The sequence below is a fragment of the Nonomuraea phyllanthi genome, from assembly GCF_006334985.2.
Taxonomy (GTDB): domain Bacteria; phylum Actinomycetota; class Actinomycetes; order Streptosporangiales; family Streptosporangiaceae; genus Nonomuraea; species Nonomuraea phyllanthi.
In genome coordinates this window covers 340,447-364,252 of sequence record NZ_VDLX02000011.1, presented here as the reverse complement: position 1 = coordinate 364,252, position 23,806 = coordinate 340,447, and the positions used below count along the sequence as shown (strand labels likewise).

Annotated in this window: 25 protein-coding genes; 9 read left to right on the top strand and 16 right to left on the bottom strand. The window is 69.0% G+C overall.

From position 1 onward, the window contains the following. Positions 1-64: 64 nt before the first annotated feature. The 3 genes from FH608_RS54455 to FH608_RS29300 are packed head-to-tail and all read left to right on the top strand — an operon-like array spanning position 65 to position 1,599. On the top strand, positions 65-394 hold the full coding sequence (locus FH608_RS54455; RefSeq protein ID WP_139633885.1) for a transposase: 330 nt from the start codon (positions 65-67) through the stop codon (positions 392-394). Positions 395-419: 25 nt separating this feature from the next. Continuing rightward, positions 420-1,220, top strand: a complete 801-nt coding sequence (locus tag FH608_RS29305) for a YdcF family protein (protein WP_139633836.1) — start codon at positions 420-422, stop codon at positions 1,218-1,220. A gap of 25 nt (positions 1,221-1,245) precedes the next feature. Next, on the top strand, positions 1,246-1,599 hold the full coding sequence (locus tag FH608_RS29300; protein WP_139633835.1) for a WbqC family protein: 354 nt from the start codon (positions 1,246-1,248) through the stop codon (positions 1,597-1,599). Between the two features lie 13 nt (positions 1,600-1,612). On the opposite strand, the gene FH608_RS29295 is transcribed toward FH608_RS29300, so the two are convergent. After that, complete coding sequence (locus FH608_RS29295) at positions 1,613-2,386, bottom strand: ABC transporter permease (RefSeq protein WP_139633834.1); 774 nt, start codon at positions 2,384-2,386, stop codon at positions 1,613-1,615. Then, positions 2,383-3,318 (bottom strand): ABC transporter ATP-binding protein, encoded by a 936-nt coding sequence (locus FH608_RS29290; protein WP_139633833.1) that lies wholly within the window; start codon positions 3,316-3,318, stop codon positions 2,383-2,385. Before FH608_RS29290 ends, FH608_RS29295 begins: the two co-directional genes overlap by 4 nt. A 110-nt stretch (positions 3,319-3,428) precedes the next feature. Here FH608_RS29290 and FH608_RS29285 point away from each other — a divergent pair, with 110 nt between their 5' ends. Then, positions 3,429-4,538: a histidine kinase gene (locus FH608_RS29285; protein WP_139633832.1), complete on the top strand. Its 1,110-nt coding sequence runs from the start codon at positions 3,429-3,431 to the stop codon at positions 4,536-4,538. Continuing rightward, positions 4,535-5,185, top strand: a complete 651-nt coding sequence (locus FH608_RS29280; protein ID WP_139633831.1) for a response regulator — start codon at positions 4,535-4,537, stop codon at positions 5,183-5,185. The genes FH608_RS29285 and FH608_RS29280 overlap by 4 nt, the downstream gene beginning before the upstream one ends. Before the next feature lie 124 nt (positions 5,186-5,309). Here the strand turns inward: FH608_RS29280 and FH608_RS29275 are convergent, their stop codons facing one another. The 4 genes from FH608_RS29275 to FH608_RS29260 all read right to left on the bottom strand — a co-directional run bounded on the left by FH608_RS29275 (position 5,310) and on the right by FH608_RS29260 (position 9,435). Further along, entirely contained in the window at positions 5,310-6,596 is a 1,287-nt protein-coding gene (locus FH608_RS29275) for a sensor histidine kinase (RefSeq protein WP_226900012.1), read from the bottom strand. A 1,040-nt stretch (positions 6,597-7,636) separates the two neighbouring features. After that, positions 7,637-7,852: a hypothetical protein gene (locus FH608_RS29270; RefSeq protein WP_139633830.1), complete on the bottom strand. Its 216-nt coding sequence runs from the start codon at positions 7,850-7,852 to the stop codon at positions 7,637-7,639. Positions 7,853-7,931: 79 nt separating this feature from the next. Then, entirely contained in the window at positions 7,932-8,414 is a 483-nt protein-coding gene (locus FH608_RS29265; RefSeq protein ID WP_139633829.1) for a type III secretion system effector protein, read from the bottom strand. A gap of 613 nt (positions 8,415-9,027) precedes the next feature. Continuing rightward, positions 9,028-9,435, bottom strand: coding sequence for an ATP-binding protein (locus FH608_RS29260; RefSeq protein ID WP_226900019.1), 408 nt, complete (start codon positions 9,433-9,435; stop codon positions 9,028-9,030). Positions 9,436-9,601: 166 nt separating this feature from the next. On the opposite strand from FH608_RS29260, the gene FH608_RS29255 reads away from it, so the two are divergent. From FH608_RS29255 to FH608_RS29245, 3 genes are all read left to right on the top strand, one after another. After that, entirely contained in the window at positions 9,602-10,489 is an 888-nt protein-coding gene (locus FH608_RS29255; RefSeq protein ID WP_193318689.1) for a helix-turn-helix domain-containing protein, read from the top strand. Then, positions 10,486-10,716: a DUF397 domain-containing protein gene (locus FH608_RS29250; protein ID WP_139633827.1), complete on the top strand. Its 231-nt coding sequence runs from the start codon at positions 10,486-10,488 to the stop codon at positions 10,714-10,716. The genes FH608_RS29255 and FH608_RS29250 overlap by 4 nt, the downstream gene beginning before the upstream one ends. Positions 10,717-10,844: 128 nt before the next feature. Next, positions 10,845-11,681: an SAM-dependent methyltransferase gene (locus FH608_RS29245; protein ID WP_139633826.1), complete on the top strand. Its 837-nt coding sequence runs from the start codon at positions 10,845-10,847 to the stop codon at positions 11,679-11,681. A 47-nt stretch (positions 11,682-11,728) separates the two neighbouring features. Here the strand turns inward: FH608_RS29245 and FH608_RS29240 are convergent, their stop codons facing one another. After that, positions 11,729-12,550, bottom strand: coding sequence for a CPBP family intramembrane glutamic endopeptidase (locus tag FH608_RS29240; RefSeq protein ID WP_139633825.1), 822 nt, complete (start codon positions 12,548-12,550; stop codon positions 11,729-11,731). Between the two features lie 160 nt (positions 12,551-12,710). On the opposite strand from FH608_RS29240, the gene FH608_RS29235 reads away from it, so the two are divergent. Beyond that, complete coding sequence (locus FH608_RS29235) at positions 12,711-13,346, top strand: response regulator (RefSeq protein ID WP_139633882.1); 636 nt, start codon at positions 12,711-12,713, stop codon at positions 13,344-13,346. On the opposite strand, the gene FH608_RS29230 is transcribed toward FH608_RS29235, so the two are convergent. The 9 genes from FH608_RS29230 to FH608_RS29190 form a co-directional block, all read right to left on the bottom strand. Beyond that, positions 13,331-14,998 (bottom strand): sensor histidine kinase, encoded by a 1,668-nt coding sequence (locus FH608_RS29230; protein ID WP_139633824.1) that lies wholly within the window; start codon positions 14,996-14,998, stop codon positions 13,331-13,333. The two genes, FH608_RS29235 and FH608_RS29230, sit on opposite strands and share 16 nt — an antisense overlap. Positions 14,999-15,357: 359 nt before the next feature. Further along, entirely contained in the window at positions 15,358-16,773 is a 1,416-nt protein-coding gene (locus FH608_RS29225) for an MFS transporter (RefSeq protein ID WP_226900011.1), read from the bottom strand. A 31-nt stretch (positions 16,774-16,804) separates the two neighbouring features. After that, positions 16,805-17,299: an SRPBCC family protein gene (locus tag FH608_RS29220; protein WP_139633823.1), complete on the bottom strand. Its 495-nt coding sequence runs from the start codon at positions 17,297-17,299 to the stop codon at positions 16,805-16,807. Between the two features lie 117 nt (positions 17,300-17,416). Beyond that, positions 17,417-18,634, bottom strand: coding sequence for an RNA polymerase sigma factor (locus FH608_RS29215; RefSeq protein WP_139633822.1), 1,218 nt, complete (start codon positions 18,632-18,634; stop codon positions 17,417-17,419). Beyond that, positions 18,631-18,966 (bottom strand): YciI family protein, encoded by a 336-nt coding sequence (locus FH608_RS29210; RefSeq protein WP_139633821.1) that lies wholly within the window; start codon positions 18,964-18,966, stop codon positions 18,631-18,633. The genes FH608_RS29215 and FH608_RS29210 overlap by 4 nt, the downstream gene beginning before the upstream one ends. Positions 18,967-19,305: 339 nt before the next feature. Continuing rightward, positions 19,306-20,736 carry an MFS transporter gene (locus FH608_RS29205; RefSeq protein WP_193318687.1) on the bottom strand — a complete coding sequence of 477 codons (1,431 nt, stop codon included), beginning with the start codon at positions 20,734-20,736 and terminating at the stop codon, positions 19,306-19,308. A 317-nt stretch (positions 20,737-21,053) separates the two neighbouring features. After that, on the bottom strand, positions 21,054-22,295 hold the full coding sequence (locus FH608_RS29200; protein ID WP_139633820.1) for an RNA polymerase sigma factor: 1,242 nt from the start codon (positions 22,293-22,295) through the stop codon (positions 21,054-21,056). Continuing rightward, entirely contained in the window at positions 22,292-22,615 is a 324-nt protein-coding gene (locus FH608_RS29195) for a YciI family protein (RefSeq protein WP_139633819.1), read from the bottom strand. The genes FH608_RS29200 and FH608_RS29195 overlap by 4 nt, the downstream gene beginning before the upstream one ends. 313 nt (positions 22,616-22,928) lie before the next feature. After that, on the bottom strand, positions 22,929-23,762 hold the full coding sequence (locus FH608_RS29190; RefSeq protein ID WP_193318686.1) for an AraC family transcriptional regulator: 834 nt from the start codon (positions 23,760-23,762) through the stop codon (positions 22,929-22,931). Between the last annotated feature and the right edge of the window lie 44 nt (positions 23,763-23,806).

Here is a 23,806-nt window from a genome sequence, read left to right as displayed (position 1 = left end):
GACCAAACCCTTTGTCAGCAGGCTCTAAGCGACGACCGACGACACGCCGAAGGAGCATCCCGACCTGCCGCCGTGGCGCGACGTCCCGGAGCGCTGCGGGTCTTGGCGGACCGTCCACGGCCTGTTCCGCCGCCGGCAGCGGGCCGGCATCTGGCAGCAGATCCTCACCCGGTGGCAAGCGATGGCCGGTGCCCGGGGGCCTGATCGGCTGGCAGGTCAGGGTGGACTCCACCATCTGCCGGACCCATCAGCACACCGCCGGCGCCTCCCCGCACGACGAGCTCCAGGCCGAGCCACCTGGTGGAGCGCGATCCGGGTGCCCCGGCCCGTACCCGGCCGCCCACGCACCCGACCCGAAACCCGCCCGCGCCGACAGGACCTACCTGCTTTCTGACCCAGACACCGTGGATGATGGGCTGATGATCCTCGACCTCGCCGCCCGCGAGGCCGCCCGCCACGGGCTCGCGCACCAGCTGCGCAGCATCGAGGGCATCCAGCGGACCCATCAGGAGGAGCACGGTCTTCTCCTGCCACGGCGATCAGGGAGCGAGCACGTGAACGCCAAGCAGGTCATCACCGACGAGCAGTGGCGGTACGCCCGAACCATCTGGGACTACCACCAGATGCATCATGACCTGCGCCGGTGTGACGTGGCCATCGGGCTGGGCAGCCACGACCTCGGCGTGGCGACCAGAGCGGCCGAGCTTTACCATGCCGGCTGGTTCCCGCTGCTGGTCTTCTCGGGCGCCACCAGCCCCACCACCGTGGCGCGCTTCCCCCGCGGCGAGGCCGTCCACTACCGCGAACACGCGCTGAGGGCCGACGTGCCCGACGAGGCAATTCTGCTGGAGCCGAACGCCACCAACACCGGCCAGAACATCAGCTTGTCCCGCCAGGTGCTGGCTGAGGCGGGTATCCAGCCCCGTTCAGTGCTGCTGATCTCCAAGCCGTACATGGAGCGGCGGGCCTACGCCACCGCGCGGCAGGTCTGGCCCGATGTGGAGGTGGTGTGCGCGTCCGAGCCGTTGCAGCTGGACGACTACGTCAACAGGATCGGCGATCCGAAGCTGGTCATCGACATGCTCGTCGGTGAACTCCAGCGCGTGATCGAGTACCCCAAGCGCGGCTACGCCATTGAGCAACCCGTCCCAGGAGAGGTCCATGACGCCTACCAGGCTCTTCGCCGCGCCGGATTCGACAGCAGGCTCCTCACGGCCTGAAGCGTCGCATGGCGAGGTGTGCGCGATGCACCAGCCCGATCTCTTTCCCCGGCTTGCCACCCTCGCCAAGCTGCTCGCCGCTGACACGTGGATCGTGCTGGATGACGTGCAGTTCGCTCGGCGCGACTACCTGCGCCGCACACGGCTCGCCTCACTCGACGGCTCACGGAGGTGGCCCTCGATCGCCACCCACCTGCCGCACGGCCGCTCCACCTCGATGTGCCAGGCGAGGATGGCTGAGCCCGCGCGCTGCCCGCGCCGCGTCGAGCAACTCCTCGCAGAGCACTACTGGCACGGCATCTGCTGGCCACAGTTCGAGCGGCGGCTCGCCGCCTGGCGGAGCATCGGACGTCGAGGGGCGCCGCTGCCCCAGCCGTGATCGCGGCGGAGGGCTACTCCCAGCGGAAGAGGGCCGCCGAGACGGCGCCGCCGATCAGGATGGCAGCAGTGAGGCTGATCAGGTGGACGGGCTGGACGGCGGCGCCGGTCCAGGCGGCCGACAGCGCCTGGACGGAGGCGCCGAACGGGAGCGATTCGCCGATCGCCGCGAGCGCGTCCGGCAGGCTTTCCCGGTTACCGAACATGCCGCCGAGGGCGCCCACGGCGAAGAACGAGGCCAGTCCGATCGCCACGGCCGAGTTCGGGGTGGGGGCCAGGGCAGCGACGATCATGCCCACGGCGTACATGGCGGCGGTCGCGAGAGCGAGGACGCCGAACGCCGCCGCGAGGTGGACCGGCGGGTTGGCGTCGAAGACCAGCGACGCCAGCGCCCATGCGGCCGCGACCCCGATGGAGGTCTGCAGCACGCCGACCGCCACCTGGGCGACGAGGACCATGGCGGGAGAGGCGGGGGTCACCGCGAGGCGGCGCAGGATGCCGCTGCGGCGGTAGTAGGCGAGGAAGCTCGGCATGTTGATGATGCCGGTCGTGGCCAGGATCATGGTGAAGACCAGCGGCAGCACGTACACGTCGAGTGCCGTACGGCCGTTCGCGATTTCCTGCCGGCCGGCCGACGAGGCGCTCATGACCAGGATGAGCATGGGCAGGCCGATCGGCACGATCAGGCCGGCGGTGTCGCGCACGACCATCTTGAGTTCACAGATCAGCAGCTCGAGCCATGAGCGCGGGCCCGGTCGGTGGACGGCGGGAAGCGGGATGCCCGTCATCGGCTCACGTCCTCGTGGTGATCCGGACGCCGGCCGGTCAGGGCCAGGAAGGCGTCGTCGAGGGTCGCCTGTTCGCTGCGGGTCTCGGTGGCGACGACGCCGGCGCGTACGAGTGCGACGCTCACGGTCTGCAGCAGATCCCCGCGGCCTTCGACGACCACCCTGCCGTTGTCGGCGCGTACCTGGTCGACCCCGTCGAGTTTCTCCAGCAACCCTACGGGCACGGCCTCCGCCACCCTGAACGTCACCCGCCGGCTGAAACCCACCCGACTGATGAGCCCCGAGGGCGAGTCGAGGGCTACGACCCGGCCCGCGTCGAGCAGGGCCACCCGGTCGCACAGCCGTTCGATCTCTTCCATGGCGTGGCTGACGAGCAGCGCGGTCACCCCGGAGTCGCGCAGGGACGCGACGGTCGACCACATGTGGCGGCGGGCCTCCGGGTCGAGGCCGGTCGTGAGCTCGTCCAGGATCACCACTCTGGGCCGCCCGGCGAGGGTCAGCGCGATCGACAGCCGCTGCTGCTGGCCGCCGGAGAGCCGCTCGAAGCGGACGCTGCGGGAGTCGGTCAGGCCGACGGACTCGATGAGCTCGTCAGTGCCGAGCGGGTCGCGGTAGAAGGCGCGAAACAGGCGGACCAGTTCGGTGACCGTGAGTGCGGAGTGCAGGTGGCTGCTCTGGAGCTGGACCCCGAGAACCTGCCGCAGGCGGGCCCGGTCCTGCCAGGGGTCGAGCCCCAGCACGCGTACGGTGCCCCGGTCGGCCCGCCGAAGCCCCGCGATCAGCTCGACGGTGGTCGACTTGCCGGCTCCGTTGCGCCCGAGGATGCCGAAGACCTCACCGGACGCGATCGACAGGCTGACGTCGTCGACGGCGACCGTCGAGCCGTAGCGCTTGTGCAGGCCGTCGGCTTCGACGGCTGAGGAGGATGACATGGGTACGACGCTAGGAACGGCCGGTCCGCGAAGCCTGTGCCGATCGTCAGTGATCGGGCCCATGACTTTCGGCACCCCCGCCTCGGCGGCCGCGACCTTACAGTGGCGATATGCGGCGCATGGAACCCAACACCTGGGCTGGTCTGGTGGTGTTCCTGATGGCCGTCGCGGTGGGTGCGCCGACCCTGCTCGGCCTGAGCCCCACGGTGGTCCCCAGAGCGCTGTGGACCACGCTGTTCGTGGGGCTGCTGGCCGGCCTGATGTTCTCCGCCCTGTGGGAGGAGACCGGGCTCTGGCCGGCCCGGATCGCCCACGTGCTGTCGGTGGTCCTGGGATGGGCCGTCGTCCTGACTGCGCCCCGCGCGGGCTGGCTGCCGATCCTGCTGATCTTCACTGCCGCCATGGCCGCCTACGTCCTGCCCGCCTGGGGCGGGCCGGTCGTGATCGCGCTCAACACCGGCGTCATCGGCCTGACCGCGAGCCTCCTGTCGGCGCCGGGCGACCAGATCCTCCTGAACGCGCTGCTCTACCTGCTGATCCAGTCGGCGACGTTGCTCAGCACCACCGCGATCATCAGGGAGCAGCGGATGCGCCGCGAGCTGGCCGAGGCGCACGTCGAGCTGCGGGCGGCCAGCACCATCCTCGCCGACACCACCCGCGCCCACGAGCGTCTGCGCATCGCGCGAGAACTGCACGATCTCATCGGCCACCAGCTCACCGCGCTGGCCCTCGAACTGGAGGTCGCGCGGCACCACGAAGGCGCCGAGGCGCACGAGCACGTCGAGCGGGCGAACGCGGTGGCCAGGGAACTGCTCGGCGACGTTCGCAAGACCGTCGGTCAGCTGCGCGCCGACGCGCCCGACCTGCGCGAGTCGCTGACCGCCGTGGTGCGCGACATCCCAGGTCTCGACATCAGCGTGCGCATCGATGACGACGTCCAGGCCGGCGAGGAGCTGACCGAGACGCTCATCCGCGTCGTCCAGGAGATCGTCACCAACACCATCCGCCATGCTGCGGCCACGACGCTGCGGATCCGGATCGAGACGATGCCGGATCACGCGGTACGGCTCACCTCTGTCGACGACGGCCGCGGCAGCCCCGACGTCAGGCCCGGCAACGGGCTGCGCGGACTGGCCGAGCGGATCGGAGCCATGGGCGGCGACGTACGGCTCGACGGCAGCAACGGCTTCCGCATCACCGCGACGGTGCCCGCGCGATGATCCGGGTACTCGTGGTCGACGACCAGACCCTCGTACGGCAAGGCATCGGCAGCCTGCTCGACCTGACCGACGACATCGAGGTGGTGGGCGAGGCCGACGACGGCATGACCGCGCTGGCCGCCATCGAGGAGCTCGAACCCGACGTCGTGCTGCTCGACCTGCGCATGCCGCGCCACGACGGCCTCTGGACGCTCGACGCGCTGCGCGAGCGGACGGGTGCCGTGCCGCCGGTGCTCGTTTTGACGACGTTCGACAACGACGACCTGGTGCTGGACGCGATGCGGGCGGGGGCGTGCGGATACCTGCTCAAGGACGTCACGCTCGAACGGCTGACCAAGGCCATCCGCGTCATCGCCGACGGCGGGACGCTGATCTCGCCGTCGATCACAGACCGGCTGCTGCGGGCCGTGCGGCGTCGGCGGTCGCCGGTCGACGCCGGGCTGCCTCCGGTGCAGCCGCTCACCGAGCGGGAGCTGGAGGTATTGCGGCTGGTCGCGGAGGGTTACAGCAATCGGGAGATCGCGCAGGCCCTTTTTCTGGTCGAGGGGACGGTGAAGAATCATGTCTCGACCGTTCTGATGAAACTGGGGGCGCGTGACCGCACCAATGCCGTACTGCGCGCGCTCCGCGAAAATATCCTGGACTGAGACAGCGGCTGAGCCGGGGACCTGGATACGGCCGCACCGGACCGATCGTCCTCAGCCCGAGGTGCTGACGCGTCTGGAGCGCGTGCTGCCACGGCCGCCGAATTCCTACGCACGGGGGTTTCGGCTACGCCTCCGGATGCGTGAGGTCTTCTTTGATCAGCGGCAGCCACAGGACGAACCTGGCCCCGCCGGATGAGTCGGCGGCCTTGAGCGTGCCGTGGTGGGCTTGGGCGATGTCGCGGGAGATGGCCAGGCCGAAGCCGCTGCCGCCGGCATCGAGACGGCGGCTGTCGTCGAGCCGGACAAAGCGTTCGAAAATTCGTTCTCGATCGGCGGGCGGGACGCCGTTCCCGTCGTCGCTCACCGTGATCGCGGCTCCGCCGTCGGTTTCTTCCACGGTGACCTCGATCGAGGACGCGGCGTGCCGCTGCGCATTGGCAAGGAGATTGGCCAGTACGCGGATCAGCTGCATGCGAGAGCCGTGGATCCACAGTCCCGAGGCCGCCGTGACGCTCATCGGCACGGGCCCGGACTGCGCATGCACCTCGGCGGTGACGAGTTCGCCCACGTCTATCCGTTCCGGGAGCTGCCGGTCCTCGGCACGGAGGCGCGCGAGCAGCGACAGGTCGGTGACGATCGCGTCGAGCCGGTCCGTGCTGACCAGCGCCGCGCGGATCGTCTCCTGGGTGTCGACGTCGTCGGGGTAGAACAGCGCCTCCTCCAGGTGCGCGCGCAGCCCGGCGATCGGGGTTCGCAGCTCGTGGCTGGTCGTCAGTGCGAACTGCCGCAACTGCTCAACCGCGCCCTCCAACTGGCTGAGGGTCTCGTTAGCGGTGGTGGCGAGCTGTGCGACCTCGTCGTCTCCCGGTGGCACGGGGATGCGGACGCTGAGATCACTCACGGTGATCTGTGAGATCTTGGTACTGATGGCTTTGACGGGACGCAGCGTGCGCCCCACCTGCATCCAGGTGGTCCAGCCCACGACGCCGGCGATCAGGATGGTCCCCGCGGCGACGGCGTACTCCAGACGATGGGTGGCCAGCAGGGCGGGTTCCGCGAGACCGGCATAGACCACGGACGCGTCCTGCGCCGGGAACAGCCGGATGGCCTGCAACAGCAGGCAGTGGTCTGGTGACGGGCACTCTGTGTACTGCTGGAAGCGGTCGTCGGGCGGGGGACGCCGCAGGCTGAGGGGAACGGTCTCAGAAGCCGCCTTGCTGGACTCCACCACCCGCCCGTGCACGTCCACGACCTGGATGAACTCAACGGGCGCTGCGGCGGGGATCGGGCGAGGCACGGAGTCGTTGCGCGCGGCCGCGCTCCACTGACTCGCCACCCGTTCGGCCTCATCGAAGGCGTTGGACGCCACCTGATACCGGATCGCGAGGTCCGTGATCGTGCCGAGTGTCACCAGGACGGTAATCGCGAAGAGCGCCGCGACCAGGGTGTATCGCGCCTGGATGGAATGGGGGCGTGAACGTACTGACATGTCATCTCCACACGAGCCCATCAGGTCGTGGAGTTCGCGGAATGAGACCCGCCTGCGAGAGTGCGTGCGGGGCGGTGCCGGCGGGAGGCGTGACTCGCGGTGCCGTGACCGCCGGTCGGCCTGCTGCTGTCGCCAGGAGCGGGAAGACTTCGGAAGCGGACCGGGCCGGCGGCGCGACGCCGGCCGGCACCAAGTCCTTCAAGAGGAACGGCATCGGCCGGCCCGACACGACCGGAGGCCCGTCGACCATCGGTCCGCGCACCGCCCCCCGATGGGGTGCGGACCCGTGACTGTGGTGCGGCTGGAGGAGTCGTACGACCAGCTCATCAGCTCGGCCGGCCACCGAGGTCGGGCCGCTGACTCCCCCCGAGGATACAGCCACGTCAGGAACGTCAGGCATGAGCGCTCCTTCCGTCATCAAGAACTGTCGCGTCTATGGCCGCGGCGGGTTAGCGTCGGCACCGCGTAGCGTCTTACCTTCTCCGTCGCCGCCGTTCCGCAGGTCGAGAGCATGGAAACATGCTGCGCCCGGGAAACTGGTCCAGCCCTGCGGGTAAAGTCCCGTCGGCGGAGCGCCCGGCAACCGATCGGGACCCTGAGGCAGCGCCGCGACCCGCCGCCGCGTGACAGGGCACTGTTCCGGCTGTATGAGAGGGCGACCGCTCGGTCGAGGTCCTCGGCCTCGACGTCGGCGGCTGCCCGCGCCCATTCGCGCAGGTCATACGGGTATTTTAGGGAAGTGGAACGGATCATCTACCTGTCGGGTGATACAGATGCCTCTGTACGGAGGATCGACCAACCTGCTGGTAGACGGGGGCGGTGTGACGTGCTGCGACTCGCATGGGCTGGAAGCACTCCTCAAGGCGCAGGTCAGTCGGATCTTCGCCGGCTGGGAGTGATCCGCGTCGCGTGGGATGGCATCACGTGACGCTCCCGCGGCACCGGCACCGGCCTTTGGGGTGTCAGGCGCTAGCGGCTGCTCGCCACCGCCCCAGGATGTGCTCGTCATCGGCGCTGCCGCGCCGTGCGGCTTCCTCGGGGATCGCATACGGTAGCCAGGTCGCGTAATCCGGGGCATCAGGTGCGATGTCGCGAGTCGCGTCCACGCGAGTCCCGTCCGGCAGCACACTGGGATCGGGTACGCGCAAGACTCCGCCGGCCAGCATGATGGCGGTCATGAGCCGCGTCCCTTCCGTCTCACCGGTTACCGTCCTCGCCCAGGATAGCGCGCGCCTCCGGCGCGGCAAGGAGGTCTGGTCAGCCGATCCCATAGCGGCCCGAAAACCACAGATAGGCGCGCTGAGCGGCGTCCTCATCTCCGAAGAGGGCGATCAGGCGCCGGGCTCGGCGGGTCAGCACGCAGGCGAAGGCTTCAGCGTAGAGCTCGGCCACATCCTGCCGGAAGGGCGGCGCCAGATGAGCCGCGCGCAGGTCATGTAAGTGGGACCAGAATGCACCACGTGATGGCATGTCTTCCAGGTGATCCATGGCATGCCCCAGTTCGTGCCCCATCACGCTGATCGACGGAGACGGCACACTGCCCACCCCGATGCGGTGCCGGCCAGGGTCGTAGATGCCGGCGCTGTGTTCCCAGCCGCCTTCCTGGACCGGCAGTGCAACGCCGCGCAGAGTCTCGAATCCGGGCAGATCCGGGACAGCGCCGACCCCGATGACCAGACCTCCGTCCAGATGTGCGGCCAGGCGGGTACCTAAGGCGCGGGGCACGGCCGACAGCGTCATGACGGCCACGAGAGCCTCGGCGGGCGGGAACGTGCCGGGGTTCCAGGCCCGAGTCAGCCGATGCTCGAGTGCGCCCACGTGGAGCCAGCCCGGCCGTCCCCTGCTCTGGCCGGCCAAACCCGTCTCCCCTGGTGCCGTACGCTGCTCGAGCGCCCAACCGTGCTCGCAGTCCGAGGAATGGCAGCCATCGACCGCGCATGTCAACGTCGAAGATCACAACGAACTCTAGCGAGGGTTGCGGTGCGGCGCATCTGCCCCGGTCATTCACGGCTGCCGGGTCCTGGACAGGCGGATCCTCTTCTGTGCCCGCGAGCGGAGAGCTTCACGTCCACCCGTGCGGACCGCCCGTCACGCACCTGGGCAGACGGCAGAAGCCTGGATGAGGAGGAACTCCAGACGCAGGGTTTCCTCCAAGCCGTTCAGAATGTCCACCTGAGCCGCCCCGCCGCAACAGACGCCCCCATAACCACATCGCCTGCCGCTGGGCTCAGGGCCCGGATCCGTTCGATGGCGACCACACGTGCCTCGCCGGCGTGTGTGTCCGTCGCGTAGTTGCTGGACGAGAGCCTTTACCGCGACATGCCGGGACCACGGGCCGGCATCGCCGGATCGGTCACGGGCGGGTGGGCACGATGGCCCAGACGGTTTGTCCGCACGGGGTGACGGGGGTGACGCCCCATGCTTCGGAGAGCGTGTCCACCAGGAGCAGCCCTCGCCCGGACAGGTCCTCCAGGGCAGGATGCTGGACGGCGGGGGCCGTCTTGATCGTGCCTTGATCGGTCACCTCGATGCGCAGGTGGCCGTTGTCGAGGTGCAGAGCGCAGGAGATGACGTCGCTGACGCTGTGCACGAGTGCGTTGGTGACGAGTTCGCTGGTGATCAGCACTGCGGTCTCCGCGGGCTCGCCCGCGATCGAGTGCCGGAGCAACCAGGCGAGGGTGCGGTGCCGTGCCTGGGCGACGGAGGTGCCGTGCATGGCCAGTTGGAACGCCTCGTGCCGGACGCAGACACCGGTGTCCATCGGGAGCACGGGTGAGTCACCGCCGTTCCACAGATAGTCAGGGAGTAGGTCTGAGCACCACTATGCGGTATGAGAACTTCGCCGTACAAGGTGCACTATGATAATTTCATCATGAAATGGTTCTCCGCCCCGGATCTGCTGTGTCGTGCACGGCAGCGTTCGGAGCATGCACACAGGTGAGGCGCGGCAGGTGGCTCAGGGACAGTCGGCAAGCGCCGCGACCGTCCGGCTGCTGGTCCTTGGCAAGCGACTACGGGACCTGCGGCAGGCGGCAGGCAAGTCGCTGGAAGATGCCGCGGCAAGCCTCGGGCTCAGCCCGCTGGCCATCCGCCGCATCGAACAGGGCCAGGTCAAGTGGAAGCTGCCCTACATCCAGATCTTGCTCCAGGAGTACGGGGTCCAGGGCGAGGAAGCCCAGACGTTCCTCACGCTGACCAAGGAGGCCAACCAGCCGGGCTGGTGGTACCGCTACCGCGACGCGCTGCCCGAGTGGTTCCGGGCGTTCGTCAGCCTCGAAGAGGAAGCCTCACTCATCCGCGCCTACGAACCCCACTACGTCCCCGGCCTGCTACAGACCGAGGAGTACGCACGCGCCGTGCTGAGCGCCGGGCTCGACGACGAGGAGGACATCGGGCGCCGGGTCTCGTTGCGCATGCAGCGCCAGCAGCTGCTGACCCGCCCCGGCGGGCCCGACCTGTGGGTGGTGATCGACGAGACCGTGCTACGCCGGCCGATGGTCCCTCCCGAGGTGATGCGCAGCCAGATCGATCACCTCATCGAGGCGTTGGCGCTGCCCAATCTCAAGCTGCAGATGATCCCTTTCGCGCTGTGTGTCCATGAGGGCATGTACGGGCCCTTCCACCTTTTCCGATTTCCCTTTCCTGAGATGCCGGACATCGTCTACGTCGAGAACGCGCTCGGCGCGGTCTACCTCGACCAATACCCCGACGTGACGGCCTTTCAGGAGGCACTGGACCGGATGAGCGCACAAGCGCCGCCACCACAACGCACCAAGAAGTTCCTCAGCGACATCCGCAAGGAGATCGGGGCATGAAACACCTGCCGAACGCCACCCGGGATCTGGGCGCCGATGGCTGGCACAAGCCGTGGAGCGGGCACAACGGCGGCTCCTGCGTGGAGGTCAAGCCGCTGGACAACGACCATTTCGCGTTGCGCCAGTCCGAAGACCCCGATGGGCCGGCCCTGGTGTTCACCGGGACCGAGCTCGACGTCTTCGCGCTCGGCTGGCTCCCGCACAAGACGGCACTGCGAGCATCCTGACCCACCCAGGCGCGGCTGCCCATCACCACGACGTGGGGCAGCCCGCAAGGCAATGACCCCGTTGGCGTACAGGCCCGGCGCCTCCGGCATCCCCCCGCGGGCCCGTTGACGAAGGAGGCACCTGCGACATGGCCGAGGATGCGGACTGGACCAAGCGGAGGCTCGACTACCAGCCACCGCACATCGATACCAGCAAAGCGCACTCGGCGCGCGTGTACGACTACATTCTCGGTGGCAAGGACAACTACCCGCCCGACCGGCAGGCCGCCGAGGAACTGCTCAAAGCCGTCCCCTCCGCGCAGGTGTCGGTGCGGCAGAACCGCATGTTCATGCACCGGCTCACCCGGTACCTCGCGGCCGAGCAGGGCATCGACCAGTTCTTCGACATCGGCACCGGAATCCCCACCTCCCCGAACCTGCACGAGATCGCCCAGCAGATCACCCCAAGCACACGAGTCGTCTACCTCGATGACGACCCCATCGTCCTGGCCCACGCCCACGCCAGGCTGAGCAGCTCGCCTGAAGGCCACGTGGCCTACATCCACGCCGACATGCGCGAAGCAGAAGCGGTCCTCGCCACGCCCGACCTGACGGCCACGCTCGACCTCAACCGGCCGGTCGCACTGTTCATCCTGTCCACCCTGCACCTGATTCCCACCCAGGACGAGGCACGCGACCTCCTCCGCCGGTACATGGCGGCGCTGGCACCCGGAAGTTTCCTCGCCCTGTCGCTGAGCACCAACGACCACACCCCCACCACCGGAGACCAGGCGCAGTCCGTTCTCAAGGCGCACGGCATTCCCGTCCTGGCACGTACCCAGGCCGAGGTGACGGAACTGTTCGAGGATCTGGAGCTGATCGAACCCGGCGTGGTCCTGGTGAACCAGTGGCGGCCCGACACGGACACCCCCGAGGTCCAGGCATCCGAGGTCGGCCTGTACGGCGGCGTGGCACGAAAGCCGTGAGCTACGCCGGACCTGCCGACGCGCACGTCGGTGGCGTGCGCCGTTGGTCAACTCCTTCGCCCTGACCCCGATGCTTCGGTCGCCTGGGCTCGGCGTGCGGACGCGGCGCCGATCGGCCCCACGATGAGGCAGCCGAACAGCAGGGCCAGGCCGAAGGTCGACATCGGCACCGCGTCACCGCCGGTGAAGGCCAGGGCGAGGTTGGCGCCGAGATGGATGATGGTGCACACGACCATGCGCTGCCAGAACGACCCCGTCATCACAGAGGTCATCGTCACCGTGAGCGCCACGGTGCCGAGGATGAACGCCAGGTGCTCCAAGAGCGGCAGCTCGAAGTACTGGACGTGCCAGACGCCGAAGAGGAGCCCGACCACCGTCGCCGCGACGAAGCGCGGCGTCTTCGCGCTCAGCGCGTGGAACAGGATGCCCCGGAATCCGATCTCCTCGGCCAGCGCGCCGACCGCCTGGGCCAGGATCATGACCGCCACCGGCATCCCGGCGACCCTGGCGGGCACCTGCGGCGGATGGCTTCGGGCGATCGAAACGGCTGCGAAGTAGACGGCCGCCACGACCACCGACAGGACGACCGCCAGGAGGAACCTGCCCGCCGGTGCCGGTTCGGCGAAGCTCGGCAGGTGTTTCCGGAGTGCTGCCCGGCAGATCACCGCTCCGATCGCGGGGGCGAGCATCACCAGCGAAAGGATCTCCATGCTCAGGCCGGTCACGGGTTGCACCGCCAGGAGGCCGAGGGCGGCGACCGACGATGTGACCGCCCAGACGGTGACGACGAGCCACGTGCGCCGCGGCTCGGCCCCGACGTGCCGGGACGGGGCGAGGTCGGGGGGCACGGGTGCGGCATGGCGGGTCATGGGAATCGGTGCGCTCCGTTCGGTAGAGGATCGGCCTCAACCACCCTTTCGGGATGGGGATGCCGGATTCCACGGGGCCGGCACCGGACTCGTTCAGTGCCCGCACTGAATCGCGTGGGCGGGCCAGGTGCGGCGTGGTTACAGTGGCGGCGTGCGCGTGATGATCGCTGAGGATGGGGTCCTGTTCCGGGAAGGGCTCGTGCGGCTGTTCGAGGGTGCCGGGGTCGAGGTGGTCGCGGCGGTCGGGGACGCCGAGGCGTTGCTGGCGGCGGTGGAGGCCGACCCGCCGGACGTGGCGATCGTGGACGTGCGCATGCCGCCGGGTTACGGCACCGAGGGGCTGGTCGTCGCGCAGCGGCTCCGGCAAGGATTCCCCGACCTCGGGCTGCTGGTCCTGTCCCACCACGTGGAGGCGCGGGAGGCGGTCCAGCTGATCGGCGACGACGCGCGCGGCGTCGGCTATCTCTTGAAGGACCGGGTGAGCAACGTTCTCGAACTGGTCGACGCGGTCGAACGGGTGGCCGCGGGCGGCGTGGCGATCGACCCGGACGTCGTCGTACGCCTGCTCGGGAGGCAGCCGGTGCGCGGGCCGGTGGCGACGCTGAGCGGGCGTGAGCGGGAGGTGCTCGCGCTGATGGCCGAGGGGCACTCCAACCAGGCGATCTGCCAACGGCTGCATCTGAGCTCAAGGACCGTGGAAAGCCATGTCCGCGGCATCTTCGCGGGGCTGGGGCTGCCGGCCACCGGTGCCGAGCACCGGCGTGTGCTGGCGGTGCTCACCTACCTGAGGTCGTGAGGCGGCGAAGGCAGTTCGGCGACCAGAGCCGTTCCCCTGCCCGGCGGGCTGGTGACGGTGAGCCGTCCGTCGAGCGCCGCGACCCTGTCGGCGAGGCCGCTCAGCCCGCTGCCCGTGGCCCGGGCTCCCCCGATCCCGTCGTCCTGGATCGTGAGGACCAGACGGGCGTTCCGGATCTCGGCGGTGATCGTGATCCGCTGCGCCTGGGAGTGTTTGATCGCGTTGGTGACCGCTTCGGCGGCCACGAAGTAGGCGGCCCGTTCGACGGCGGGGGCGAGCCGCTCGCCGGTGGCCATCACCGAGGCGGGGATGGGCGACCGTTCCGCCAGGGAGGCCAGGGCCTGGGCCAGCCCGGCGTTCTCGAGGACCGGTGAGTGCAGGCCGCGGGTCAGCTCACGCAACTCCTCCAGGGCGTCCTGGAGTTCACCGACCGCCGCGGTCACCGTCGCCGTCGCCGTCGCGTGCTGACCACGGGAAAGCTGTAAGAGGGCCAGCCCCAGCCGGGCAGCGAGGCTGACCAGGCGTTGCTGGGCGCCGTCGTGCAGGTCGCGTTCGATGCGGCGGCGTTCGGCGTCGCCCGCCTGGACGATGCGGGCTCGGGAGGCGCGCACCGCTTCCAGGTTGTCGGCCAGTTCGGCGCGAAGGTGGTCGTCGCGAAGGGTGAGCCGGGCGAGGGCGGCCGCGGAGCGGATGAGTTCGGGCTGGCCGTCCAACGCGGAACTATAGGTCAGATGGACGACGTGGTCGCCCGCGATCCGCAACGGCACCCCCGAGCGTCCCGGCTCGACCGGCGGATGCCCGGTCAGGCGCACGGTCGGGTCCTTCAACACGGTGGCCAGGGCGTTCTCCAGTTCGGAGGGTGGAAGCAGGCCCTGGTCACCCACCGTCGCGTCGAGGATGGACGCCTGGTGCATGCGCGCGCGGACCACGACGGTGACCAGCCCCAGAGGGCCCAGCACCATGGTGGTCAGCGTGGCCGCGTACACCACGGCGTAGGGGCCGTCGGGAGCGGGCGTGCCCGGCATGACGAACAGACCCAGCCGGCCCCCCACCCCAACGATCGTGAGAGCGCCGGTGAGCGCGGCGAGGGAGAAGCTTCTGCGCTGGGCCGGATGGGGTCTGATGAGCAGTCGCCAGATCAGAACGCCCCCAAGGATCAGCCCGTACGCCCAGAAGAAGGCCGCAGAGCCGTAGAGAAGCCCGCGCTGGGCGGCCGCTGAGAGTTCGGGACCGGGCGGGAAGCAGTCACAGCCGGCGTCGAACCCCGGACCGTAACGGAGGCTGACGGCGGTCGCGGCGACGACCCCGGCGTACATCCCCGCCACCGCCGCCCGCCGGCGTCCGCTGATGATCCGGCCCTGGGGCAGCGTCAGGATCAGGTGGGCCAGCAACCCCAGCATCAGAATGCTCGCGACGTCTCCCACACGCGCGAGCGACCAGGAGCGCGAGTCCTGCAACACCGTCAGCAGATGACAGATCCCGGTCAGCTGCAGGAGCCGGCCCGTGTGGCCGAACTGGCGGTAGGGCTCGAACATCAGGCCCGCGACCAGGAAGGCCCAGAAGACCATGACCACCACGATGACCAGGGCGACGTGCGCCCCCAAGGGATCCCCGGAGGCGTCGTTGACCGTCGCCTGCACTCCGGCCGTCACGCTGACGAGGACGGCGAGGAGCAGTCGCCACCTCGGCCATCCCCGTCGCCCGTCCCCCTGAACACTCACGATGACCGGATCCGGCGAGGACGCGGGCGGTTCGCGTGACACGGTCGGCCCGGGCAGCCCGGCGACTCAGCGGGGAGAGGCGGACAGCTCGACTGCCGAGCGACGTGGGAAGCGGCTGCACTCACCGAATGCTTCGATCCTGTTTGTCCTGGAAGGGCGCATGAAGGATCTTAGTCCTTACATCACGTATCGCGGGCATTCGACCACGAGTGCGCCTCGTACTCAGCGAGGCGTCCGCTCTCGGCGCCACGAGGTCGCGGAACTGCGCAGAGCGTTGCGAGTGGCTCAGGTCACCCAGCGCGTCGGAATCCGATCGCCGCAATGGTGGCCCCAAGACCGGCAAGGACGCCGATGGCGGCGAATGCGGCGTGGAAGCCGGCCAGACCGGATCCGGCCACGAGGACTGCTGACACCGCGGCGACGCCTGCCGCGGGGCCGATCTCGCGCATCGTCTCGATCAAGCCGGATGCGATTCCTGATTCCGATGCGCTGACCCCGGACAACGCGCCGATCTGCAGCGACGGGCCGCAGAGCCCCAGGCCGAGTCCGGCGAGCAGGAACGCCGGAAGCAGGTCGGTGAGGTAGTCGGCGTCAGCGGGGACCTGCGTGAGCCACACCATTCCGGCCGCTATGAGCATCAGGCCGGCCACGAGCAGACGGCGGACGCCGACGACAGCCGCGAGGCGGCCGGCGACGGATGCCGTGACGAATTCGGTCGTTGTCGTGGCCAGCCACGCCAGACCGGTTTGTGCCGGCGAGTAACCGAGTTCCTGCTGCATCAGCAGCGATCCGAGGAAGATGAAGGAGAAGAACGCGCCGAACGCGAGCAGCGCGGTGAGGTTCGCCGCGGCGAGCATCCGGTTCCTCAGCGCGCCGGCCGGCACAAGCGGTGTTGATGAACGTCTCTCCATCCGGACGAACGCGGCCATCAGCACGCCGGCCGCGGTGAACCACGCCAGTGTGGACACCGAGAACCAGCCGTGGGTGGAGGCATGGTGGAGTGCGTAGACGCCTGTCAGCAGCCCCCCGGTCACCGTGCCGGCCCCCGCGACGTTGAGCCGCCCGCCGCGGGGACGAGCCCCGTCGGCCGCAAGGCAGGTGATGGCGAGTGCGATGAGCAGCACGCCTGCGGGAACGTTGATGAAGAACGCCCACCGCCAGCCCGGGCCGGCGGCGATGAGACCACCGGCGACCACGCCGACCGTTCCGGCCGCTGCGCCGACGGCTCCGAAGAGGCCCAGGGCCCGATTGCGTTCGTGCCCTTCGCCGAAGGTGACGGCCAGCAGCGACAAGGCCGCCGGTGCGATGAGCGCGCCGCCCAGCCCTTGGAACCCGCGGGCCGTGATCAGCACACCGCCGTGCTGCGCCATGCCGGCCAGCAGCGATGCGGCGGTGAACAAGCCGAGGCCGGCGATCAGGATGCGGCGTCGCCCCAGCAGATCGGTCATCCGGCCACCGACGAGGAGGAATCCGCCGAGCAGGAGGCCGTAGGCGACGACGATCCACTGCACGCTGCTCTGGCTGATGCCGAGGTCTCGCTGGATCGAGGGCACGGCGACGTTCACGATGGCGATGTCGAGACCCACCATCGCCTGGGCGGCGCACGCCAGCCCCAGCACGAGTCCTCGGCGCGGGCGTGCCGTCTGCCGTCTGCCGCCGTCCAGCGCAGTGGCGGCCGTTTGCAAGGGGCTTTCGAGGACAGTCATGGATGCGGCTCCCTTCAACTCGCGGCCGGGGTCAGTGGCGGTAACTCGGGATGGGCCGGCCGACGCCGGTGGTGATCAGCTGCGGCAGGCTCGTGGTGATGTAGAAGGTCCATCCGCGCGAGCACGCTTCGAAGCACTCCGATTCGCCCGCGGTGAGCCCTTCGTGGGTGAAGTGCAGGGTCGTGCCCTGCGCGTCGGTGGTGATGTCGAAGATGACGTTGGTGCCGGTCCACTCGTCGTGATCGTCGACGAAGGTGAGGTAGGAGTCCACGACGTGCCAGACCATCCGTCGGCCGGGCACGACCTCGGTGAGCTGGAACCGGGCGAAACGGATTCCCCCCTTCCCGTGCGCGAACTCGCCGGCGCGTTCGCTGTCGTCGGTGAAGACGAACTCGTCGAGCAGTACGGCCGTGTCGCCGATCAGGTTCTCGTTCCACCATCCGCGCACGTTGGTGACGGCGGCGAAGACCTCATCCGGCGTCCGGTCGACGGTCATGGTGGCGGTCAGGTGTGTGGTGTTCGACATCGTTCTGGCCCCTCTTTGTCGCGTGGGTTCGCCCCACCGACGAAGGAGGCGGCCCAGGATCGACATCGACGGGGAAGAAACTTCCGAAAGAGTCGGTGGTGATGACTTTCGTGCTGGTCAGAGCCCGGAAAGACGACCCGCCAGATAGCGCCGTTCGGCGTCGGTCGGTGCCAGTTTCAGCGCTTCTTCGTAGGACGCGGCGGCCTCGGCGAGGCGGCCGTCCCGGCGGAGAAGGTCGGCCCGTGTCGCCGGCAGCAGGTAGTAGTCATCGAGCTTGCCGGATCCGGCGAGCTCTTCGACGAGGGCGAGCCCGGCGGAGATGCCGTCGGCCATCGCGATCGCCACGGCGCGGTTGAGTTCGACCACGGGAGACGGCGCCAACCGCATGAGCTCGGCGTAGAGGGCGGCGATCTGCGGCCAATCGGTGGCCGCGGCGTCGCGTGCCGTAGCGTGACAGGCGGCGATCGCGGCCTGCACCTGATACGGCCCGGAACAGCGCATGGCCACCGCTTGGTCGAGCGCCGCGACACCTTCGGCGATCAGCGCGCGATCCCACCGGGATCGGTCCTGGTCCTCCAACGTGACCAGCACGCCATCATCGGTGCGACTCCCCCGCCTGGCCTCCAGCAGCAACATCAACGCCAGCAGGCCGCGCACCTCGGGCTCCTGCGGCATCAGATGAACGAGCACCCGGGCGAGACGAATCCCCTCAGCCGCCAGCGCCCTGCGCCCGTCCACCTCGTCGTAGCCCTCGTTGTAGATCAGGTACAGCACCGCGAGAACAGCGGTCAACCGCTGCGGCAGGAGCTCGGCCGGAGGAACCCGGTACGGGATCCCGGCCTCGACGATCTTGCGCTTGGCCCGTACCAGGCGTTGTGCCATCGTCGGCTCGGTGGTCAGGAACGCCTTGGCGATCTCACCCGTGCTCAGCCCCGCCAACGTGCGCAGCGTGAGGGCGACGCGGGCGGGGAACGGCAGAGCGGGATGACAGCAGGTGAAGATCAACCGCAACCGCTCGTCCGGGATCTCCTCCGCCGACGGCTCGTCCGGATCCCGCTCCAGCACGGCGATCTGACGCACCTTCGCCCCTTGGGTCCTGTCCCGCCGCAGCCGATCGATTGCCCGGCGACGAGCCGCCGTCGTGAGCCACGCGCCCGGACGAGCCGGAACTCCATCGCGAGCCCACGTCGCCAGCGCGGCGGCGAACGCGTCCTGGGCACAGTCCTCGGCCAGGTCCCAGTCCCCGGTCAGCCCGATGAGCGTGGCGACCACCTGACCCCACTCGTCCCGATACGCCGCCTCGACCGCGACACGAATCTCCTCCGGCGCGCTCACTCCCACACCGGGCGCACCTCGACACAGCCCAAGCTCGCGTAGGGATGGCGCGCCGCGATCGCAATCGCGTCATCCAGATCAGCGCACTCGATGATGTCGATACCGCCGATGAAGTCCTTCGTCTCGGCAAACGGGCCGTCGGATATCAGAGTCTCGCCATCACGGACGCGAACCGTCGTCGCCTGCGCCACTGGACGCAGCCGCGCACCACCGACACTGGCCCCCCGCCGCTCCAACTCCGCCGCATACGCCCGATGCGCGGGATCCACAGCGATCTCCTCCATGGACGGCGACATTCTCTCGTCGTCACAGAGCAGCAACACATACTTCACGGCGTCATTATGCCCAAGCTCCAGTTATGTCGTCATCGACACCATGCCGGTCGAAGACGAACTGACACCGTTTGGCGTTGCCACTTTGACGTCGGCGCTGCGGTGACCACGCGCCGCGCCTTCGGCGACGCAGGATGCAGACACATCGGCATGTCGCTGACCTGTTGGTACCGTCCTCAGCCTCGTGTGTCAGAGCCGGAGGAGCGCGAAGCCGGCTCGGCCGTACATCTGCCTTTTGATCATTTTCGTACCGGCACACCAAGACCCCGTCAGCCGCGCTTCCGGGGTCTTTCGCCTGCTGATCACCAACTGCAAGATCAAAAGTTCAGTAACACTCTCTCACTGCTGGGGCTCTGATGGTGCCTTGCGGGGCATCAGGGCGACGACCGGGAGGCTGAGGGCGGTGACGGCCAGAACGACGACAAGGCTGGCTTTCATCGCGTGGCCCAGTCCGGAGGCCGCGGCTTGGAAGAAGATCGAGGTGACCGCGGCCGAGCCGATCGCTGAAGCGAGTTGCTGGATCGAACTGAACGAGCCGCTGGCGCTGCCGGCTTCGTCAGGTTTCGCGTCGCCGAGAGCGACGACGGGGATCGTGGCGAAGCTCAGCCCGATGCCGACGCCGATGACGAAGAACGCCGGGGCCAGGGCCCAGAGGCTGACGTTCGTCCCGGAGTAGGTGACGAGGACCAGTACCCAACCGCAACCCACGAGGTCGATGGTGAGGCCGATGAAGACGAGCCGCCGACCGAGCTTGGCGACCAGGCCGCCCATGGCGGCGAACCCGGCGGCGACGAGTCCCAGGGTGAGCGGCACCAGACCGAGCGAGGTGTCCCTCGGGCTGACGTGCAGCCCCTCCTGCAGGAACAGGGACAGCACGAAGAGCAGGCCGGTGCCCGCGGCGACGGCGACCAGGCACACGAGCAATCCGGAAGTGAAGCCCCGGTTCTTCAGGAGCGAGGGCTTGATGAGCGGGTGGGTCGCGGTGCGCTGACGGTAGGCGAAGGCGGCGAAGAACAGGACGCCGACGACGATCGAGACGATCGGAATGACGCCCCAGCCGTTGGTCGAGCCCTCGATCAGGCCGTACAGCAGCCCGAGCATGGCAACCCCGAGTAGTCCGGAGGCCCAGCCGTCGACGACGGTGGACCGGTCGGCGTCGTCGTCACGCGGCAGGATCCTGACAGCCATGATCATCCCGGCGACGCCAAGGATGATGTTGATGAGGAAGATCGGGCGCCAGGACAGACCGAACACGTCGGCGCTGATGAGGAACCCGGCCAGGACCGGGCCGCCGACACTGGAAAGAGCGAGAACCGGGCCGAACAGCCCGAACGCCTTGGCCAGCATGTCGCGGTCGAAGGCCTTCGTCATGATCGCCATGCCTTGCGGGATGAGCAGAGCCCCGAACGCTCCCTGAGCAACCCGGGCGACGATGAGCAGGGCCGGGTCAGGTGAGAACCCGGCGACGGCCGACGCCAGGGTGAACCCGCCCATGCCGATCAGGAAAAGCCTGCGCTGGCCGAACCTGTCACCCAGCCGTCCGCCGACCACGAGCAGGACACCCATGGCGAGCATGTACGCCGGTCCCAACCACTTGATCAGGCTCTCACCGCCGCTGAGCTCGCCGGCGATGGTGGGAGCGGCGATGTTCGTGACGGTTGCATCGATCACGTCGAGGGCGTCGGCAAGCAGCACCAGCCCCAGAATCGCCCACATCAGGCGGCTGGAGCGGCGTGTGGTGACCGTGCCCGGCTCCGTCAAGGTAGTCATGAGGAACGTCCTTCTCGGTTCCGTCGGGGCGCCCCTCTTGGGCGGCCTCTCACCCTGCTACGAACGCCCCCGACCCGATCCGACACCGCCCACAGAAATTTCGCCGAGATATTCCGGCACGTGTGTCGTCAGCGAAAGTGACCACGGCGGCCTGGAGGCACCTACGCACGCTTCCCGGCCGCGTACGGCAGCTGGAGATGTCGCGGCGCTCTCCAGGCCGTGTCCATGTCAGGCCCGGTACGACGATCGCCGCCGCCCGGGCAGGAGCCCGGCCGATGTGGGCGTTCGGCGTCGCCTTCCATCGCGTATCACCTGCACTACCGCAGTTGATCCCGGCGGCGGGTGAGGTAGGCGGTCTCGCCGGTGTTGCCGGCCAGCTCGATGGCCCGGTCGTAGGCCGCGCGAGACTGCCGGCTGCGGCCCAGCCGGCGCAGCAGGTCGGCGCGGGTGGCGTGGTAGGCGTGATAGCCGGCCAGCACCTCGGCGAGACCGTCGACGATGGCCAGTGCCACCTCCGGCCCGTCGAGCTCGGCCACGGCGATGGCCCGGTTGAGCGCGATGATCGGCGAAGGGTCGAGGCGGACGAGCTGATCGTAGAGGGCGAGGACCTGCGACCAGTCGGTGTCGCGGATGTCGCGGGCAGAGGTGTGCACCGCGTTGATCGCCGCGAGAACCTGATAGCGGCCCGGAGCCACCCCGGCAGCGGCAGCGGCCAGGCGCTCACGCACCAGCCGATGACCTTCGGCGATCAGTTCCGCGTCCCAGGCGCCGCGGTCCTGCTCGGCCAGGGAGATGAGTTCGCCGCTGGACGAGACCCGCGCCGGGCGGCGGGCCTCGATGAGCAGCATCAGCGCCAGCAGCCCGGCCACTTCTCCGTCCTGCGGCAGGAGCGCGCGGATCAGGCGGGTGAGCCGGATCGCCTCGGTGGTCAGGTCCTGCCGTACGGGATCGGTGTCGGGGCCGCTGGCCAGGTAGCCCTCGTTGAAGACGAGGAACAGGACGGCCAGGACGCCGGAGACACGAGCCGGCAGATCGCCGGCGGACGGCATCCGATAGGGGATGCGAGCCGCCTTGATCTTGGCCTTCGCGCGGGTGATGCGCTGCTCCATGGTGGTCCCCCGCACCAGGAAGGCACGGGCGATCTCGGGCACGGTCAGACCGCCGACCATGCGCAGTGTCAACGCCACGCGCGCTTCCATCGCCAGCGCCGGATGACAGCAAATGAAGATCAGCCGGAGCCGATCGTCGTCAATGGCGCCCGGTGGCTCGGATGGGGTGCTGTCGTACAGCATCTGAGCCTCCTTGTGCTTGTCGCCGCGCTTGCTCTCGCGCCGGAGGCGGTCGATGGCCTTGCGGTTGGCGGTGGTGGTCAGCCACGCGCCCGGGTTGGGCGGTACGCCGTCGGCCCGCCACCGCTCGACGGCGGTCGCGAACGCCTCGGCCGACGCCTCCTCGGCGATGTCGAGGTCACCGAAGCGCCTGGTCAGGGCGGCGACCACCCGGGCCCACTCCTCGTGGTGGGCCCGGGTGACCGCCTCGCGGACGTCGACCGTGTTCACTGGAACGGCCGCACCTCGATCCTCCGGTTGCAGGCCTTCGACCCCGCGACGGCCAGCTTCAGCGCCACGTCGAGATCGGGGGCCTCGATGATCCAGAAGCCGGCGAGGTACTCCTTGGACTCCAGAAACGGCCCGTCGGTGACCAGCGCCTCCCCACCCCGGCTGTCGATGACGGTGGCCGTGTCGGGCGAGGCGAGACCGCCGGCGAAGACCCAGTGACCCTCCGTCCGGAGCCGGTCATTGAACACGTCGATGGCAGCGTCCTCCTCCGGGGTGGCGAGGCTGTCCTGGTCGTGGATCACGGAAAGCAGGTACTGCATCTGAAGATCATCTCCTGTGGTGTATCACTGCCCCTTGCAGGGGGCCTCACTCCTGCTACGAACCCCACCGCCCCGATCCGACACCTCCTCCCGCACTTCATCGAAGAAATTTCCGGGACGCCGGTCGTCAGCGAGCCGACCCCACGACGCTGTCGCGGCGAGCGCCCTCCACCTCCCCGAACGCGCCCGTACGGCAGGCCGGTGGACCAGGCCGATCACGACGATCCTGACCAGTGGTGGCGGGCGTCCAACGGCCGGGGCGCGCGGGCATTCTCGCCGACCACCTTGCCGCCGACACGTCCGCCGCTCGATGTCAGGCTTGCCAGCGCGACCTGTACTCGCGCGGAGACATCCCCTTCAGTTCCCTGAAACGGCGATTGAAGTTCGACAAGTTGGCATAGCCGCAGTCCCCAGCGATGGCGGCGACACTCCGATCGGTGTCTCTCAGGAGCCGGCACGCCGCGCTCACCCGCACCATGGTCAGGTAACCGGTGATCGTGGCGCCGGTGATGCGGCGGAAGAGCCGGCTCACCGACGCCGGGGCCATGTGGACGGCACGGGCGATGGCCTGCACCGTGATGGGCCCCGCGTACTCCTCGTTGATCAATGTGACGATCGCGTCGATACGGTCACGCGTGGCCCCGTCCAGCGCCGGCACGTACCGGCTTCCGGCGAGCGGGCGCGCCTCGGCACAGCGCGACAGCCGGACCAGCGCGCCGATCAGCGCGAGGGTCCGCTCGGGCGGCGGCAGCGTACCGAGCCTGCCCAACTCCACGGCCCCGGGAGGAAAGCTCAGCCCGCGGGCCGCCCTCTCCAGAAGCGAGTCCACCCCGGCGAACTCGGTGCGGGTGAAGAAGTCGGCGCCCAGGAAGTCGCGGCGGAACTGGACCACGATCGCCTCATGCCCGCCATCCCCCTGAGCGGACTGGTAGGTGTGCGGCAGTTCAGGGCCGATCAAGGTCAGATCCCCGGGACCGTACTCCTCGACGCAGTCGCCCACGAACCGGGTGCCGGTCCCATGGGTGATCAGGGTCAGTTCGAACTCATGGTGGAAGTGCCAGGCGAAGCGGAAGTGCGACGCCTGCCGGACGTACAGCTTCCAGGAGAGCCGGCTGGTGGCCTCGATGTGTTCGAAGATCGCGCGCAAGGGTGCTCCACTGGTCATAAAAGTACCAGAACCGGTCATCCACC